The sequence below is a fragment of the Aquimarina atlantica genome, from assembly GCF_000626715.1.
GTDB lineage: Bacteria > Bacteroidota > Bacteroidia > Flavobacteriales > Flavobacteriaceae > Aquimarina > Aquimarina atlantica.
Genome location: NZ_AQRA01000001.1, coordinates 362,391 through 379,583 on the forward strand (window position 1 = coordinate 362,391; position 17,193 = coordinate 379,583).

Sequence of the window (17,193 nt, forward strand, 5' to 3'; positions counted from 1 at the left end):
TCATTATTTCTGCTTCAAAAACTAACAATTCCAGCTACTTTTATCGACTTCAAAACGGGTCTTACGAAATCTTTGGCTTAAATGATATTAAAAAGATTAGTGTTTTGATTTTACATCATTTGTATTTGACTTAATACATGAATTGAGATGTCTTATTACATGTTTTGAGACATGTATTAATTGCATTGTATTTATTTATTGTATGAACTTAGCGGTAACTTTAACACAAATTTGACTAAAATGTTACTATTACAATCCACAAGGCTTTTGGCTGTATTCACAGTTAGAATAACTGCTATTTAGTTATTTCCTAATAATCAATGCAAAATTACCTCAATCTCAGAGCTTATTCATTCACTTGCTGTTGTTGGATATGATTTTTCTAACAGTGAGATATAAATAGTCTCGTAAATTATTCTTCAATAATTCTATGATCACTTCTTTTTGCATTTAAACTAAATTTTTAACTAATACAAATTACTATTAAAACTCTTAAAGTTTTAATGTGTAGCATCATTTTCTATTTAGATAAACTCTACTTGTGTTACATAATTAGTGCATTATTTTAGAATTTAACACATTAATGTAGTACATCAACTTTATAGTTTTATTAGAACTAATTAATATAAAATTTTTAGAGTTAATGGTTTGGGGTCAGCCATTATCAATTTGTAGATTCAAAATCATAAAAACCAAAAATATGAAACGTATATTAACAATCGCAATTGCTTTTTTTACAATAATGGGCTTTGCGCAAACTCAACCACAAAAGGCTAGTGATCTAGTATCCCAACAAAAAAAATCTGGTTCGGCTTTTGAAGAAATTCAACTTTTCAAAATAATAAATAAACAAAAAAATAACCTAAAACTTCCTAAAGGGCTTCATGATTATGTGTTATTCTCATTAGATCAAAATAAGATGAAATCTTTGCAAGGGAGTTACCCAAATACTATGAATTTGAGTATTCCAGGGCAGAAATCAGCAATGTCGGTTGATCTTGTAAAAGTAAATATTAAAACAGATGATTTTTTGGCTAAAGGTACACAGGGTAATGTTTTGCCTTCTTCTGGTATAGCACATTATAGAGGTGTGGTAAGCGGACAGTCTAATTCTCTAGTAGCTATCAGTTTTTATAAAGATAATGTATCTGGTTTTATTAGTCCTAATGGCCAAGGAAGCATAGTATTAGGTGCTTTAAGCAATAGCAAGAACCATATTATTTATAAGGACAAGGAACTTAGTCATATAAATGATTTTTCTTGCCACGTAGAAGACAATATGGAAAAAGGATACACTCTTGAAGAATTGTCTTATAATCCACAGAGTAAATCAGCAGCAAAGTGTGTAAAAATGTTCTTTGATATAGCCGCAGATATTGTTAGGGATAAAGGAGGAGAACAACAGGCTACCAATTATATGGAAACTTTATTTAATCAAGTAGCTGCCCTGTATGCCAATGATCAGATAACTCTTAAATTATCTGGTACCAAAGCTTGGAGTTCTAATGAGCCATTCCAGAATTCTAATCTTGATAGCTATGGTAGATATAGGAGAAATAATGGTCTTAATGGAGCAGATTTAGCACATCTGGTTAATTATTCATTTAATGGAGGATTAGCTGCTTCTATTGGAGGTTTGTGTGGTTCTAAGAATTATGCTGTTTCTGGTATTAAAGGTAGTTTTAGTAATGTACCTACTTATTCTTTCGATGTATTCTTAATTTCTCATGAAACAGGACATAATGTAGGATCACGTCATACACATGCATGTGTGTGGAACGGCAATAATACAGCTATAGATGGTTGTGCTGGCCGTGTAGAAGGAAATTGTAGATTACCAGGGAATCCTGCAGGAGGAGGAACCATTATGAGCTATTGCCCACAAACTAGTGTTGGGGTGGATTTTAATTTAGGGTTTGGCTCTCAACCTGCTAATGTGATCCGTAATCATATTTCGAGATCAAATTGTATACAGACTTGTGATGGCGGAGGATGTAATACAGGAGATGCTATATCGGTAACATTTACCAATAATACAGATTGTACTTTAGAGTATTTTCAGAACAATTCTTTACAAGGATCTGCCAATGCAGGAGGCTCGTATAATGCAAATACTACTGTAGGAAGCACGTGGCAAGCCAAAAAAGCTTCGGGAGATACTGTAGATAATTTTACTATTGCTTGTGGCCAAACAACCTATAACTCTTCAGGAAATTGTAGTAGTGGTGGTGGTAACTGTGATGGTGTAGCACCTTATGATCCTAATAAAACCTACTATGAAGGAGATAAAGTTACATACCAAGGGGATTTATACCAAGTACAAAATGGTCGATGGACTAATTTAGGGCCATGTACTACAACAACTGATCCTTGTGCAGGAGTGGCACCATATTCTTCTGGTACTGTATATAACGTAGGTGACCGTGTAACTTATAATGGATCTTTATATGAAAGAACTTTTAACGGATGGACTAATTTAGGTGCTTGTGGAGGAGCATTTTCTGCTTTCAAAGGCGATGGACCAGCGGGAGGATTACAATTTAAAGCATTCCCTAATCCAGCAAAAGATCTTTTAAACCTGGAAATTAGTAATGCGAAATCTTCTTCTCAAATCAGTATCAAAGATATGAATGGAAGAACATTAGAAATCATAGATCTTAAAACACCTCCGGGAGGAAATATAGTGAGAAAAACAGTAGATATTAGTAAGTTATCTACCGGTATCTATTTTGTAAAAGTTACCAATAGTGGTACAACTCTTACTAAAAAGTTTTTTGTAAAATAAATTTTTAAATAATAATAAAGTTTGACCCTATTTATAAAGAGACTGTTTAAAAGGCAGTCTCTTTTTTTATTATTTGAGTATGGTTCTTATCCTTAGGCTATATAAACCATAAAGTTGTTTTCAAAACTTAGCGTCAATGCCAATCTAGTCTTTTGCTTCCGAGTTATGATGATTTACTTCTCAAGAATTATCCCGTTTGTATAAGTCAATATGATTATCAATCATTTAGATATAACTACATTAACTCATCTTATTTATCCATGAATGGTTTCTTTATTACCAAGAGATTTCATTATTTCTGCTTCAAAAACTAATAATTCCTGCCACTTTTTATCGACTTCTTCGCGATTTCCATATTGGCGTGCAAAATTTAAAAACATGGTGTAATGATTAGCTTCACTTACCATCAGACTTCTATAAAAGTCAGCCAGTTCTTGATCTTCTAATTCTTCAGATAGTAATTTAAAGCGCTCACAACTTCTGGCTTCAATTAAAGCTGCATATAATAAACGGTGCACAAGTTGAGTTGTTCTACTTCCTCCTTTCGGAAAAAAAGTTACCAATTGAACGACATAATCATCTTTTCGATCTCTACCCAAAACCCAGCCTCGATCCAGGATTTTATCATGAACCATTTTAAAATGACTTATTTCTTCTTTTACAAGTTTTACCATTTCTTGTACTAACTCTGTGTATTCAGGAAAACTTACAATAAGTGATATTGCTGTAGAAGTAGCTTTTTGCTCGCAATATGCATGATCTGTAAGAATCTCTTCAATGTTTTTTTCTACAATATTTACCCATCTTGGGTCTGTAGGAAGTTTTAAGCCAAGCATATCTCTTTTTTTATAATTTTTTTACAAAGATATTGAAGTGATCTAAACTTTCTATATACGATAAAAAAAATGTATTCCTATCGAACTTGATTAAATCGCTTTATAGAAACATAAAAATAGTTTCTTCTATGTTGTTTTTAACCAATTTATACACTGTAAGTTTTCTAACAGATGTACTACTAAATCAGGAAATAGAATTTATGATGGAGATATTTGATTATTTAACTGGAAGAGGAGGAATGCTAATATTAGGTTTATTTGTCGTTATTGTGGTTTTATATAACAAAATTAGAACTAGGAATTATTTTAAAAGGCCTTCGGGGAAAAGAAAAAAATGATTAATTATAGTAATTTGATTCTGTAATACAGAGCCTGTAATTGGTATTGAATAGATTTTTATATATCTAAATCAAAAGAGGAACGTAACTTATCAATAAGAGGGTTTTTCTCTCTTAATTTTTCATATTTATCCTGGGGAGTGAAAGCATATTTTTTAGAAGCTTCTTCATTTACAATAATCTTTAGCTCAATACTGTAATTTTTTAATTTTTTGAACATAAACTGCAATAATCCAGATTGAGCAGCTTCCATATCGACTTTCATCGATTGATTGGGTAATTCTAATACAATAGCATCTTCGTCAAGGGTTGGGATATTCATAGCAAACATAGATCCAATAATACGCTCTCCCTTTTTATCTTGCATTTTGCCATATTCTATCCAGGCCCCCTGCATTTGCGATTCTGTAAACTTTTCTTTAGGTAAATTTTTGGGATCAATTATTTGCTCCTCTTTATTCTCTTCATGCTCTTTCTTCCTTTTAATACTACTTAAGGATAAGCCAGAAGTTCTACGTTCTCTATGTATTAAACCAGGTTTTTTCTCTACTGCTACAGGAGTTTCAGTTGTAATTGTACTTTCAGGATTATCTTCCTGAATATCAGATTTTACATCTTTGTTTTGTGTAATTTCAGAAACGGTAGTAGCAGAAGACTCTATTTTTTCTTCTACTTGAGAAAGTGTATTGTTTTGCTTTTCAGTTTCAGTTTTTTCTAAAGCCTTTTCTTTTACTTCAGATGAAATTTTAACGGGCTTAATTCCTTTTTCCTTAAAGTAAGAAGGAGGAATTATGTAGGGTTTGTCATTTTTTTTTTCTCCATCCACAAGGATAGAGGCAAGTTGCATTAGGCATAACTCGACCAGCAATCTTTGATTGCGACTAGTTTTATATTTTAGGTCACAATCATTAGCAAGCTCAATACCCTTAATAAGAAAAGCATGTGTGGCTTTTTGCGATTGCTCTAAATATTTAGCTTTCGTTTGTTGCCCTACTTCGAGAAGGTTTATAGTAGCTTGATTTTTACATACTAATAAATCTCTAAAGTGAGATGCAAGGCCAGATATAAAATGATGCCCATCAAAACCCTGAGAAAGAATTTCGTTAAATTCTATAAGGAGTTGTGGGATATTATTCTCAAGTATTAAATCGGTAGTTTTGAAATAAGTTTCATAATCTAAAACATTCAGGTTTTCGGTTACTGCCTGTCTGGTTAAATTTTTTCCACTAAAACTAACAACTCTATCAAAGATTGATAGCGCATCTCGCATTGCCCCATCTGCTTTTTGGGCAATAATTTGCAAAGCATCTTCATCTGCAGTGATCCCCTCTTGCGCTGCTACTTGCATTAAGTGATTTTTTGCATCAGTCACAGTAATGCGTTTAAAATCAAATATTTGACAACGAGATAAAATTGTAGGTATGATTTTATGTTTTTCTGTCGTAGCCAGAATAAAAATAGCATGTTTAGGAGGCTCTTCTAATGTCTTTAAAAAGGCATTAAAGGCTGCTTGAGAAAGCATATGTACCTCATCAATAATGTAGACTTTATATTTCCCAACTTGTGGAGGGATTCGTACTTGGTCGATAAGGCTTCTAATATCATCTACAGAGTTATTTGAAGCTGCATCGAGCTCAAAAATATTAAAAGCAAAATCTTCATCAGGATGTTCATTTTCATCCTGATTAATTGTTTTTGCAAGAATTCTGGCACACGAAGTTTTTCCAACTCCTCTTGGCCCGGTAAATAATAAAGCCTGCGCAAGATGATTATTTTCTATAGCATTAAGCAGTGTATTGGTAATTGCCTGTTGCCCCACAACATCTTTAAATGTTTGGGGTCTGTATTTACGTGCTGATACTATAAAATGCTCCATCGCTACAAAGTTAAAAATTGCTTACAAAAAATAAATTATAGCTATCGGTTTTTATTTTTAGTTATTAACAGCTAAAAAATTATGTTGAATTCTGAATTCTAAGTTCAGAATTATGATACTTTTGCACAAAGCAGATCACCTTATCGCTCTCGATGATTCGGGGGAGGAAAGTCCGGACACCATAGCACAGTATAGCGGGTAACGCCCGTCCGTCGTAAGGCGAGGACAAGTGCAGCAGAAAGTATGTACAGGTAATGCTGTAGTGAAACCAGGTAAACTCTATACGGTGCAACGCCATGTAAACCAGCTTTTGAGGGTTGTGCGCCCAATGTTGGAGGGTAGGCGGTTTGAGCTGATAAGTAATTATTAGTCTAGATAAATGATAAGGACCCGATATATCGGGAAACAGAATCCGGCTTATGATCTGCTTTTTTTTACAACTCTTTTAACAATATCTAATATCAATTTTCTTGTACCTTGTACCACAAGAAAAATTATTTGAATGAAAATTGCTATAGTCTGTTATCCTACCTTTGGAGGTAGTGGAGTAGTGGCCACAGAATTAGGAATTGCTCTGGCAAAACTAAACCACGAAGTACATTTTATTACCTATAAACAGCCTGTTAGGTTAAATCTATTAAATCCGAATATTCATTTTCATGAAGTAAGCGTACCTACATATCCTCTTTTTCATTATCAACCCTACGAATTGGCATTATCTAGTAAATTGGTTGATACGATTAAAAAGTATAAAATCGATGTGCTTCATGTTCATTATGCTATTCCGCATGCATATGCTGGATATATGGCAAAAAAAATGTTGGAAGAAGAAGGAATTTATGTTCCTATGGTGACCACATTACATGGTACTGATATTACACTGGTTGGGAACCATCCTTTTTATAAACCTGCAGTAACATTTAGTATCAATAAAAGTGATATTGTTACTTCGGTATCTCAAAGCCTTAAAGACGACACATTACGCCTGTTTGATATCAAAAACAATATTGAGGTAGTCCCTAACTTTATTGATGCGAGCCAAAGAAAAACTAGTTTTACAGATTGCCAGCGAGAACTCATGGCAACTCCAGAAGAACGTATAGTTACTCATATTAGTAATTTTAGAGCTGTAAAACGTATAACCGATGTTGTAGATATTTTTTATAATATTCAGAAAAAGATACCTGCAAAGTTATTGATGGTTGGAGAAGGCCCTGAACGTAAACCGGCAGAAGAAAGATGTAAAGAACTTGGTATAAAAGATAAAGTGGTTTTCTTTGGTAACAGTAATGAAATAGATAAGATATTGTGTTTTTCTGATCTGTTTTTACTTCCATCTGAGCGAGAAAGTTTTGGTTTGGCAGCATTAGAAGCGATGGTAAATAAAGTAGCTGTAATATCGAGTAATGCAGGAGGGATTCCTGAAGTGAATAATCATGGTGTTTCTGGTTATATGAGTGATGTAGGAGATGTAAGAGATATGTCAGAAAACTCGATCAAAATTCTTGAAAATGATGACAGATTAGAAACCTTTAAAGAAAATGCGTATAAAGAAGCAATGAAATTTGACATAAGTAATATTATCCCGTTATATATAAAAATGTATGAGAGTGCTTTAGCAGCAGTATAATATCATTTATTGGTAAAATTAAACCCCCCTTGTTATATCATAACAAGGGGGTTTTGGTTATTATTTTACTTGATGTATGCCTAAAACGTATATCTGGCAGAAATACCAACATTGACTCCGGTATTATCTACATCTCTAAACCCGTTTGGTCGATCGATATCATGAATATCAAATGTAGGACGAATACTAAATGCTACCTGAAGCGGGAAATCAAAACGATAATCAACTCCAAAATCTGCTCCAATGTATGGAAAAAATTCACTATCTCTATCTACGCTTACAACATTAAAACCAAGATATCTGGTTTTAAAATCGATATAGCCTGCACCTAAACCAGGACCTGCAAACCAATTTAATTTATCCCAAATATTATATGTCCAATGAAAAAATACTCCACCACGATATGTAGAGATAAAAGAATTTGTTTTAAAGCCTAAATTAGCATCAATTCTATTGTGCTCACTTATTATTTGTCGTTGGTATGTAATTTCGGGACCAAAGCCTTCATCTCCAATAACTCCTTCTGATAACCGAATTCCTATAGCGTTTTCAGGAATATCTTGAGCTTGCAGTTGTGAAACCGAGATAATGATTGATAGTACAAAAAAAAGTTTTTTCATGATTTAAATTTTTAAAAGTTTTAATTGATTATTATAAAAATGGTTAGTGTTGTATCTTAAAGTATTGTTTGTAAAACTAGTGTATTGAGAGTATTAATCAAATTTGTATCTGGCACTTAAGCCAAAGTTAAAAATGATATCATCATTGGTATAACTATCGAAGTATATTTCTGGCCTGAAGTCTAAAGAAATTAATAGCGGAAAATCAAAATTATACTCTATACCAATATCTCCCGTTACAAAACCAAAAGTAGTTAAATTATCGTCACGTACAATATCAGAGTCAAAATCAACTAATCCGCCTCCGATTCCAGGACCAACATACCAATTTAGACCTTGGTTAATATTAAAAACCCACTGATATATCCCGGTAAGTTTTAGGGCATTGTAGCTTCTTTTACCTTGTGCTCCAAGTCCTACTTCTATTCTTGTTTTAGAACTTAAAGCATTTTGATATGAAGCTTCGGCCCAAAAACCATTTGCTTCGCTTATACGTAAACCGATAGTATGTTCAGAAATTTCCTGAGACTGTATAGTACCCATACAAAGAAATAGAAAAGGAAGTATAAAAAATATGTTCTTCGTCATAATCGTAAATAGTAATTTCCTATTTCCGACTATAACGTCATAAATCTCCTATTCTGTAAGGATAAGTCTTAAATCTTTGTTAAGATTGAATTAGCTATGCTGTAACTGCATATCGGTACTCTCAAAAATCTTATCTGCAGAATCAGCAATAAATCCATTAAAAATAGCATCTTGATTATTTTTGTAACGATATGAAAATTCGTAATAGCAGGATGTGATTTCTTTAACGTTTTCTTCAAATTCTACTTCGACTACATCAGCCAAAATACTGGATTGTTCTAGTAATTGAGAGGCAGAACCTTTTATTTCGCCTCCAGAAGTATTCATTTTGAAGCCATTCTCTTTGAGGAATTCATTTACCTGGGATAGATTTTTAAATGTTTGAAGTTTATTAACATCTACCGTGAAATGATTAGAGCAAAAACCATTAACATATACCCAGGCTGCATATTCTGATGCAGAAAGAAGTCTTTTGTAAATCTCAAAGGATGGTTTATCCCAAACTCTACCTTTTAGGATAAGATCTTCTTGTTGTAAAACTGTATGATCTATTTGATTTATAGAGTTTTGGATGATGCTATTTAGTTCAACAGAAAATTCTTCAAGAAGCAATTCGCTAATAAAGATTTTTGGTGCATTACCATCACTTTTGTGTTCAAAATGTTTTGCACGTAATTTTTTTGTCTTAAAATGGTATTCTCCTTTGGGTTCATACCCCATAGCAATAAAAGGTTTTGCCAAAATATCGATACTAACTCTGGGATCATTAAAAGTACGTATTGCAATATGATCATTAAAAACGGTATTGCCTTCTGCTTCAAATAAAGATTTAATTTTTTGCGCTGAAGGAGTTTTTACAGTGTATTGTTTCCAAAGTTCTTCAAAAAAATAAGTCAAATCCATTTCAATTATGTTTTTATTTGAAGCAAAATTATTATTTTTGACTATTATTGCGTGTATATATATTGTTTTTAGTTTCAATTGTATAAATTTTGTGTCAAATTGAAGGTAATGTTTTGTTTTTATTATCAATTTTGACTGCAAGTGTTTTAAATTTTTTATGAGTATGAATCATTTTGATTATATAGATCAGCAGATTTTATTGCAGATACGTGAAGATGCCAGAAAGCCTTTCTCTCAAATAGCAGAGAATTTAAAAATTTCTAATTCTTTGGTACATCAAAGAATTAAAAAACTTAAGCAACGTGGTGTAATAAAGAAAGCCGAGTTTGTTGTAGATGAAAAACAAATCGGTTTTAAAACGAAATCTTATGTTGGTATTCGTCTAAGAGAAGCTAGATATGCAAAACAAGTAGTTGACGGTTTAAAAGAAATTCCTGAAATATTAGAATGCAATTATGTATCAGGTCATTATGCTATTTTCATTCTTATTTTTGCATTTGATAATCATCATTTACGTAAGATTCTGTATGAACAGGTGCACCAAATTGATGGAGTCGCAGGAACAGATAGTTTTATTTGTTTTGATACCAATTTTAGAAGGCAGGTTTCTTTAAATTCTTTAGGAAAGAATATTTCATATGATTGATAAAAGTATATTGACACCTTTACAAAACCAGCTAGAAGGTCAACTACAATTTGATACTCTAATTACTGCTTTATATGCTACAGATGCTTCAGTGTACCGTAGAATTCCCCTGGCGGTAGCATTTCCAAAAACAATACAAGATGTAAAAAAAATAATTGCTTTTGCGTCTCAGCATGATATTGGTATAATTCCCAGAACAGCAGGAACTTCGCTTGCGGGGCAATGTGTGGGGGATGGTATTGTGGTAGATGTTTCTAAATATTTTACTAAAATAATCGCTGTAGATAAAACCAAAAAAACAGTAACTGTTCAACCAGGAGTGATACGAGATGACCTTAATCGTTTTTTAAAGCCTTATGGATTATTTTTTGGGCCCAATACATCGACATCTAATCGTTGTATGATTGGCGGAATGGTAGGAAACAATAGTAGCGGTACTACATCGATTCAATATGGTGTTACAAGAGATAAAGTCTTAGAATTGCAAACTATATTGTCTGATGGTAGTGAAGTTACTTTTTCTGAAATATCACTAGATGATTTCGAGGCAAAACGAAATTTGGATACTCTTGAAGGAGAAATTTATAACCAGATTTATACCGAACTTTATTCTAAAGAGATTCAACAACAAATTACGGCGCATTTCCCGAAACGAGAAATTCATAGACGTAACACTGGTTATGCTATTGATGAGTTAATTGATTCTGAAGTTTTTTCTACAACAAATACACATTTTAATATGTGTAAACTCCTTACAGGAAGTGAAGGGACATTAGCTTTTACAACACAAATTACATTACAGTTAGATGAACTCCCACCAGAAGAAACCTTAATGATTGCAGCGCATTTTAGGACTATTGATGATTGTATGAGAGCAGTAGCACCTGTAATGCAACATTCGCTGTTCACTTGCGAAATGATGGATAAAACCATTTTGGATTGTACAAAAAATAACATTGAGCAATTAAAGAATCGTTTTTTTATTGTTGATGACCCAGAAGCAATCCTAATGTTAGAACTTAGGGCAAACGACACGAATCATTTAGAACAGCAAAAAGATAAGCTATTAAAAACTCTTGATGATTCAAAACTAAGCTATGCCAATCCAATTTTACGTAAGGAAGAAATAGATAAGGCTTTAGAACTAAGAAAAGCAGGATTAGGATTATTAGGTAATATTGTTGGTGATAAAAAAGCGGTTGCTTGTATAGAAGATACGGCAGTCGCAATCTCTGATTTGGCAAATTACATATCAGAATTTACAGATTTAATGAAATCTTATGACCAACAAGCGGTGTATTATGCACATGCTGGAGCAGGAGAGATTCATCTTCGACCTATTCTGGATCTGAAAAAAAGTAAAGACGTAACGCTATTTAAAAAAATAACAGATGATGTAGCTTCTTTGGTAAAGAAATATCAGGGCTCTATGAGTGGTGAGCATGGCGATGGTATTGTAAGAGCTGGATACATACCTTTTATGATTGGTGAGGATAATTATAAGATTTTAGAACGTATTAAAAGGACGTTTGATCCTAATTTTATTTTTAATCCGGGTAAGATTATAGATGCTTATCCCATGGATCAAAAGCTGAGATATGAGGTCGATCGAAAAGAACCAGAAATAGATACCATTTTTGATTTTACTGACTCGATGGGAATTCTAAGAGCTGCAGAAAAATGTAACGGTAGTGGTGATTGCCGTAAGTCTGTAGAAGCAGGAGGAACCATGTGTCCCAGTTATCGGGCTACAAAAAACGAAAAAGATACTACCCGAGGCAGAGCAAACACATTAAGAGAATTTTTAACCAATAGTGAGAAGGTTAATAAATTTGATAATAAAGAATTAAAAGAAGTTTTTGACCTCTGTCTAAGTTGCAAAGGATGTGCCAGTGAATGTCCCTCTAATGTTGATGTAGCTGCGCTGAAAGCAGAATTCGAATATCAATATCAAAAAGAAAACAGAGTATCATTACGTACAAAGCTTTTTGCCCACAATAATAGATTGAATGCTATAGGAAGAATCGCGCCTGGTTTAACAAATTTTTTCTTTTCCAATACATTAACATCTGGTGTTTTAAAATCTATTTTAGGTATTGCCAAACAACGAAATTTACCTTTGTTAAGCAAACAATCCTTAGAAGGTTGGTGTAAACAAAATATAAAAAAAATACAACCAGAGCAACCTATAAAATCAGTATACTTTTTTATAGATGAATTTACCAATCATCTGGATGCCGAAATTGGAATAGATGCGATCAAGTTACTTACCAGATTAAATTATGAAGTAAAGATTATTGATCATAAAGAAAGTGGGCGGACTTTTATATCAAAAGGGTTACTGAAACAAGCCAAAATGCTGGCAAATCTTAATATTAAAACGTTCAGCAATCATATTACAGCAGAAACTCCTTTGGTTGGATTAGAACCTTCTGCCATACTTACTTTTAGGGATGAGTATTTGAGATTGGCAGACGATAAAGAAAAAGCAACATCAGTAGCAACACATACTTTTTTGATTGATGAATTCTTACATACAGAAATAGAAAAAGGAAATATAAATGCAGATTTGTTTACTACAGATACTAAAACCATCAAAATACATGGGCACTGTCATCAAAAGGCTTTATCGGGTATACACAATACATTTTCGATTCTAAACTTACCCAAAAACTTCAACGTTACGATTATTCCATCAGGATGTTGTGGTATGGCAGGATCTTTTGGATATGAGAAAGAGCATTATAATATTAGTATGCAAATAGGGGAGCAGACCTTATTTCCATCGGTTAGAAAAACACCTAAGGATACTATTATTGTGGCTGTAGGAACTAGCTGCAGGCATCAAATAAAAGATGGGACCCAGCGAGAAGCACTTCATCCCATTAGCATTCTCAAAAATGCTTTAGTATAGATAGAATTCTTAAGAAACAAATATTAAAATTGATAACGAATCCCTAATCCAAACCCTGTATGAGGATATGCCGAAGTGGAGTTGCTATCATATTTGGCAAAAAGTATTCCAGGTGTGTTTAGAAAATTCTTGTGATTGAGTGGTATTTACAATCAATGCAAAAACTGCAAAAATTAAAACATGTTTTTTGTACATCATAAAAAAGGTTAGTAGTAACAACAACAGGTTTTATTGGGACATCTCAAATATGTCACAAGGTTTTTAAGGAAAAGTCACTGTTTTTGGGGATATTGAAAAAGTAATAACAATAAAACGTGAGAAAAACAGGTTATAATTTTCTGAGAGATGTAATTACCTGGTTGGTAATAAAAGAAGCTTGTAGGGCTTCGGGATCAATTTCTAAACTATCGGCCTCTTCAATAGATTCTTCATAAGCTTTCATAGATTCATTCTCATAGTGTACTAGTTTCCATGCTGCATCATGATATTCTAACGAAGTTAGATTTTCTATCCAGTCTCCAGAATTTAAATAAATACAGGACCCACTTTTATCCTCGTATTTACGCATTTGAGGTTGATGAATATGACCACATACTACATAGCTATACTTATTCTTGACGGCTAGCTCTGCAGCAACATCTTCGAAATCATTAATATACTTGACAGCTTTTTTTACACTATTTTTGATTTTCTTCGAAAGAGAGAATTTTTCTTTTCCTATACGTACAAGAAACCAATTAATAGCTTGATTAAAAAGAATTAACATATCATATCCCCAACCTCCTAATTTTGCTAACCATTTTGCATTTTGGATTGAGGCATCAAAAACATCTCCATGAAAAAACCATGCTTTTTTGCCATCTAATTCCAGAACGAGTTTATCAACTAATTTAAAATTCCCCATTTGAGCATCGCTAAACTTGCGAAGCATCTCATCATGATTGCCTGTGATATAGATAACCTCTGTTCCTTTTGAAGCAAACGAAATAATCTTTTTGATAACCTTAAGATGAGATTTTGGAAAATATCGTTTTCTAAATTGCCAGATATCTATGATATCACCATTAAGAATAAGAGTTTTTGGTTTGATACTGTTTAGGTAGTTGAGAAGCTCTTTTGCATGACAGCCATAAGTACCAAGATGGATATCCGAAATTACAACAAGTTCTACAATACGTTTTTTCATATAAAACATAATAGTTACACAAAGAAAAGAACGGATTATAAATCATGGATTAAGAAAGTATAAGCATATTGTTATGTGGTCTTTAAGAATTAAGCCATAATATTAATTTGAGATTAAGAAGCCTTTGGCTTGATACTGAGAATGAAGGAATCTAAATTTTGTTAATGATATTATTTATAATTAGAGAATAGATTCAATTTTTGTAAATAAAACCCGATTTTTTATATCATAATACTACTGTATTTTTAAAGATTAAAAATTACATTTGCTAAAAATTGTATGCATGGCAGGAAATACATTTGGTAACCTATTTAAGGTTACTACTTTTGGAGAATCACATGGAGTAGCTATTGGCGGAGTCATTGATGGCTGTCCAGCTGGTGTAACACTTAACTTAGATGCTATTCAACAAGAACTTGATCGTCGTAAACCTGGTCAGTCGGCTATTGTTACACAACGTAAAGAACCTGATACTGTTGAGTTTTATTCTGGTATCTTTGAAGGTATTACTACAGGAACCCCAATAGGTTTTGCAATCAAAAATGCAAATCAAAAGTCTAAAGATTATTCTCATATTAAAGATTCTTATCGACCGTCTCATGCAGATTATACCTATGATCAGAAATATGGTATTAGAGATTATAGAGGAGGAGGACGTTCTTCTGCTCGCGAAACAGCAAGCAGAGTAGTAGCAGGAGCAATAGCTAAGCAAGTGTTGTCTGATATTAAATTTCAGGCCTATGTAAGCGGTGTTGGCCCCATCAAATTAGGAAAAAGCCATACCGAACTTGATTTATCATTAACCGAAAGTAATATTGTGCGATGCCCAGATCCTGAGATGGCTTCGGAAATGGAACAGTATATCAAACAAATTAGGAAAGAAGGAGATACTGTTGGCGGAATTGTAAGTTGCGCCATTTCTGGTGTGCCAGTAGGGTTAGGAGAACCAGCTTTTGATAAGCTACATGCCGAATTAGGGAAAGCTATGCTATCTATTAATGCCGTTAAAGGATTTGAATATGGCAGCGGTTTTGCAGGATCAGAGCTAAAAGGAAGTGAGCATAATGATCTTTTTAATACCGATGGGACTACAAAAACAAACCTATCTGGAGGTATACAAGGAGGGATTTCTAATGGGATGGATATCTATTTTAATGTAGCTTTTAAGCCGGTAGCTACAATTATGCAGGATCAGGAAACTATCGATAAAGATGGTAATATCGTCACTATGCAAGGAAAAGGGCGACATGATCCTTGTGTAGTTCCCAGAGCAGTACCTATCGTAGAAGCTATGGCCGCCTTGGTACTTGTCGATTATTGGTTAATGAATAGAACAATTAAGAAATAAATTAATACACAACCATGTAGTTTTAATATGTAGAAACAATTAGAATTACTATGCTGTGGAACTCTTATATGCTAAAAAAACGGATGTTTTATTTCGTATTTCGCAATTTATATCCCCTTTTATTATTTTAAATTTATATATTGGACGCTGTTTTGTCTTAAAAATTAAATTCTTCACATGAAAAAAATAGCACTGCATTGGAAAATTATGATCGGAATGATATTAGGTATATTATTCGGATTTTTAATGACAACATTTTCATGGGGAAAAGAATTTACAGGAGATTGGATTGCACCTTTAGGGACCATATTTGTAAATCTGTTGAAACTAATTGCAGTTCCGTTAATTTTGGCCTCTTTGATAAAAGGAATCTCTGATCTAAAAGATATTTCTAAATTTAAATTGATAGGAGGAAGAACTATCGTTATCTATATCTTAACTACGGTGATTGCCATAACTATCGGTTTATTACTGGTCAATGCTTTTAAACCAGGAAATGGAATTACTCCAGAAACTATAGAAAAGCTAAGTACAGAATATGCTGGTAATGCTAAAATATCAGAACGTATTGCTGAAGCAAGTAGACAAAAAGAAAGTGGTCCTTTGCAGTTTATTGTAGATATGGTTCCTCAAAATGCTTTTAAAGCAATGAGTAACAATAAGATGATGTTGCAGGTGATATTCTTTGCGATTTTCTTGGGTATTAGTATGTTATTAATAAAACCTGCGCAATCAGAACCTCTTAAGAAATTCTTTGATAGTTTAAATGATGTAGTGTTAAAGATGGTAGATTTGATTATGCTTACGGCACCATATGCTGTTTTTGCATTATTAGCTAATGTTGTGGTTACTTCTGATGACCCTGATATATTGTTAGCATTATTAAAATATGCTGGCGTTGTAATATTTGGATTAGCATTAATGATCGTATTCTATTGTACATTGGTTGCGGTTCTTACCAAGAAATCCCCATTGTGGTTTTTAAAGGAAATCAGTCCTGCACAGTTATTAGCATTTTCAACAAGTTCTAGTGCCGCTACACTTCCTGTTACCATGGAAAGAGTAGAGGAACATATCGGTGTGGATAAAGAAGTATCTAGTTTCGTATTACCGGTTGGTGCCACTATCAATATGGATGGAACCAGTTTATATCAAGCGGTAGCTTCAGTATTTATTATGCAAGTGCTTTGGCCCGAAGGATTAACCTTTAGTAATCAAATTACTATAGTACTAACTGCTTTATTGGCTTCAATTGGATCGGCGGCTGTTCCCGGTGCAGGAATGGTAATGTTGGTTATTGTATTAGAAGCAATTGGTTTCCCGTCGGATAAATTACCAATTGGTTTAGCACTCATCTTTGCAGTAGACAGACCTTTAGATATGTTAAGAACAACAGTTAATGTTACCGGAGATGCTACTGTGTCTATGATTGTAGCAAAATCGGTTGGAAAATTAGGAGAACCCAATGTAAAAGAATGGGACGATGATTATCAAGGGTAAATTAAATTAAACTTGATTAATTA

At 33.2% G+C, this 17,193-nt stretch carries 12 protein-coding genes and 1 other RNA gene; 7 read left to right on the forward strand and 6 right to left on the reverse strand.

Annotated elements, in window-relative coordinates; all coding sequences use genetic code 11:
• Window positions 1–700 precede the first annotated feature (700 nt).
• On the forward strand, window positions 701–2,785 hold the full coding sequence (locus ATO12_RS01590; protein ID WP_165583308.1) for a M12 family metallo-peptidase: 2,085 nt from the start codon (window positions 701–703) through the stop codon (window positions 2,783–2,785).
• A gap of 254 nt (window positions 2,786–3,039) precedes the next feature.
• Here the strand turns inward: ATO12_RS01590 and miaE are convergent, their stop codons facing one another.
• Together miaE and ATO12_RS01605 are read right to left on the reverse strand one after the other, a co-directional pair.
• Window positions 3,040–3,621: a tRNA-(ms[2]io[6]A)-hydroxylase gene (gene miaE, locus ATO12_RS01595; protein WP_034238041.1), complete on the reverse strand. Its 582-nt coding sequence runs from the start codon at window positions 3,619–3,621 to the stop codon at window positions 3,040–3,042.
• A gap of 396 nt (window positions 3,622–4,017) precedes the next feature.
• A complete protein-coding gene (locus ATO12_RS01605) occupies window positions 4,018–5,835 on the reverse strand; it encodes a DNA polymerase III subunit gamma/tau (RefSeq protein ID WP_034238047.1) in 1,818 nt (605 codons plus the stop codon).
• 127 nt (window positions 5,836–5,962) lie between these two features.
• On the opposite strand from ATO12_RS01605, the gene rnpB reads away from it, so the two are divergent.
• Window positions 5,963–6,270, forward strand: an RNA gene (rnpB, locus tag ATO12_RS24615) — RNase P RNA component class A.
• 67 nt (window positions 6,271–6,337) lie between these two features.
• A complete protein-coding gene (gene bshA / locus ATO12_RS01610; RefSeq protein ID WP_034238049.1) occupies window positions 6,338–7,465 on the forward strand; it encodes an N-acetyl-alpha-D-glucosaminyl L-malate synthase BshA in 1,128 nt (375 codons plus the stop codon).
• Window positions 7,466–7,545: 80 nt separating this feature from the next.
• On the opposite strand, the gene ATO12_RS01615 is transcribed toward bshA, so the two are convergent.
• The 3 genes from ATO12_RS01615 to ATO12_RS01625 form a co-directional block, all read right to left on the reverse strand.
• Complete coding sequence (locus tag ATO12_RS01615; protein WP_034238051.1) at window positions 7,546–8,085, reverse strand: hypothetical protein; 540 nt, start codon at window positions 8,083–8,085, stop codon at window positions 7,546–7,548.
• Window positions 8,086–8,178: 93 nt separating this feature from the next.
• Window positions 8,179–8,673, reverse strand: coding sequence for a hypothetical protein (locus tag ATO12_RS01620; RefSeq protein WP_034238054.1), 495 nt, complete (start codon window positions 8,671–8,673; stop codon window positions 8,179–8,181).
• 90 nt (window positions 8,674–8,763) lie between these two features.
• Window positions 8,764–9,576 (reverse strand): DUF1338 domain-containing protein, encoded by an 813-nt coding sequence (locus ATO12_RS01625; protein ID WP_034238055.1) that lies wholly within the window; start codon window positions 9,574–9,576, stop codon window positions 8,764–8,766.
• 163 nt (window positions 9,577–9,739) lie between these two features.
• Here ATO12_RS01625 and ATO12_RS01630 point away from each other — a divergent pair, with 163 nt between their 5' ends.
• A complete protein-coding gene (locus tag ATO12_RS01630; RefSeq protein ID WP_051475984.1) occupies window positions 9,740–10,222 on the forward strand; it encodes an Lrp/AsnC family transcriptional regulator in 483 nt (160 codons plus the stop codon).
• A complete protein-coding gene (locus tag ATO12_RS01635; protein ID WP_034238057.1) occupies window positions 10,215–13,136 on the forward strand; it encodes an FAD-binding and (Fe-S)-binding domain-containing protein in 2,922 nt (973 codons plus the stop codon). Before ATO12_RS01630 ends, ATO12_RS01635 begins: the two co-directional genes overlap by 8 nt.
• A gap of 328 nt (window positions 13,137–13,464) precedes the next feature.
• Here ATO12_RS01635 and ATO12_RS01640 read toward each other — a convergent pair whose 3' ends face one another.
• Complete coding sequence (locus ATO12_RS01640) at window positions 13,465–14,322, reverse strand: UDP-2,3-diacylglucosamine diphosphatase (protein WP_034238059.1); 858 nt, start codon at window positions 14,320–14,322, stop codon at window positions 13,465–13,467.
• Between the two features lie 283 nt (window positions 14,323–14,605).
• On the opposite strand from ATO12_RS01640, the gene aroC reads away from it, so the two are divergent.
• A complete protein-coding gene (aroC, locus tag ATO12_RS01645; protein ID WP_034238061.1) occupies window positions 14,606–15,670 on the forward strand; it encodes a chorismate synthase in 1,065 nt (354 codons plus the stop codon).
• 177 nt (window positions 15,671–15,847) lie between these two features.
• Entirely contained in the window at window positions 15,848–17,170 is a 1,323-nt protein-coding gene (locus ATO12_RS01650; RefSeq protein WP_034238063.1) for a dicarboxylate/amino acid:cation symporter, read from the forward strand.
• The last annotated feature ends 23 nt before the right edge of the window (window positions 17,171–17,193 follow it).